Annotated in this window: 1 protein-coding gene; it reads left to right on the forward strand. The window is 67.5% G+C overall.

The window, feature by feature from the left end; genetic code table 11:
- Positions 1–1,053 (forward strand): MFS transporter (locus A2I95_RS41790; RefSeq protein ID WP_367153230.1); only part of this gene is annotated, 1,053 nt, incomplete at both ends.

Genomic DNA, 1,053 nt, shown 5'->3' on the forward strand with positions numbered 1-1,053 from the left:
GGGCTGATCCTGGCGGTCTGGGCGGCTGGCCTGGGGGCGGCGGCGCAATACGGTAAGATTTCGGTGATCTTCGGCCGGATGGGCGAACTGTACCCGCAGGCAGGCAATGCGCTCAGCTTTTCGGTCTCGCTGGTTGGCACACTGGGTATACTGCTGGGCGCGGTGGCGGGGCTGTATGTGGCCGCCTTTGGCTACCGGCGGACACTGGTCTGGGCGCTGTGGGCCGGGGCGGCGATGTCGGCCCTGCAGGCGCTGCATCTGCCGTTCGGGGTGTTTCTGGCGTCCCGTGTTGTTGAAGGGTTGTCGCACTTAGGTGTTGTGGTGGCTGGGCCGGTGCTGATTGCACAGTTAAGCTCCGACCGGGGGCGGGGGCTGGCCATGACTCTGTGGAGCACGTTTTTTGCCGTCGCCTTTACCCTGCTGGCCTGGTTCGGCCTGCCGCTGGCGGATGCCTGGGGGCTGCTGGCGCTGTTCGGCGCCCATGCAGCGGTGATGGCGGTGCTGGCGCTGCTGCTGGGCTTTGCCTTGCGCGAAGTGCCGGTGCCAAAGCGGACGCTGCTGCCGCGGCTGGCGGAATTGCCGGGGTTGCATCTGCCCGTCTACCGCTCCCCCTGGATATCGGCGCCGGCTGCGGGCTGGCTGTTTTACACCTGCTGCTTTGTGGCGGTGCTGACGGTGATACCGCCCTATATCGCCGCGGACACGCGGGCCTTCGTGCTGGGGGCAATGCCGCTGGCCAGTATTGCGGTGTCGATGACGTTAGGGGTGTATCTGCTGCGGCTCCTGCCGGGGGTGCGGCTGGCGCAGCTGGGGTTCCTGGCCTGTGCCGCCGCTGCGCTATGGCTGTGGATGATGCCTGGTGCGCCGGCCGCGTGTATCGCCATGGCGGGGGCTATGGGGCTGGTGCAGGGCGGCTCATTCGCTGCGGTGCCGCAGTTGAACGGCAGTGCGGCAGACCGGTCGCAGGCCAGCGGTGCGATGGCGCAGATGGGCAATCTGGGCAACACCGTTGGCACGCCGCTGATGGTGCTTTCCCTGTCGCTGGGCGGGTTT

The sequence above is a fragment of the Leisingera sp. F5 genome (assembly GCF_001593695.1).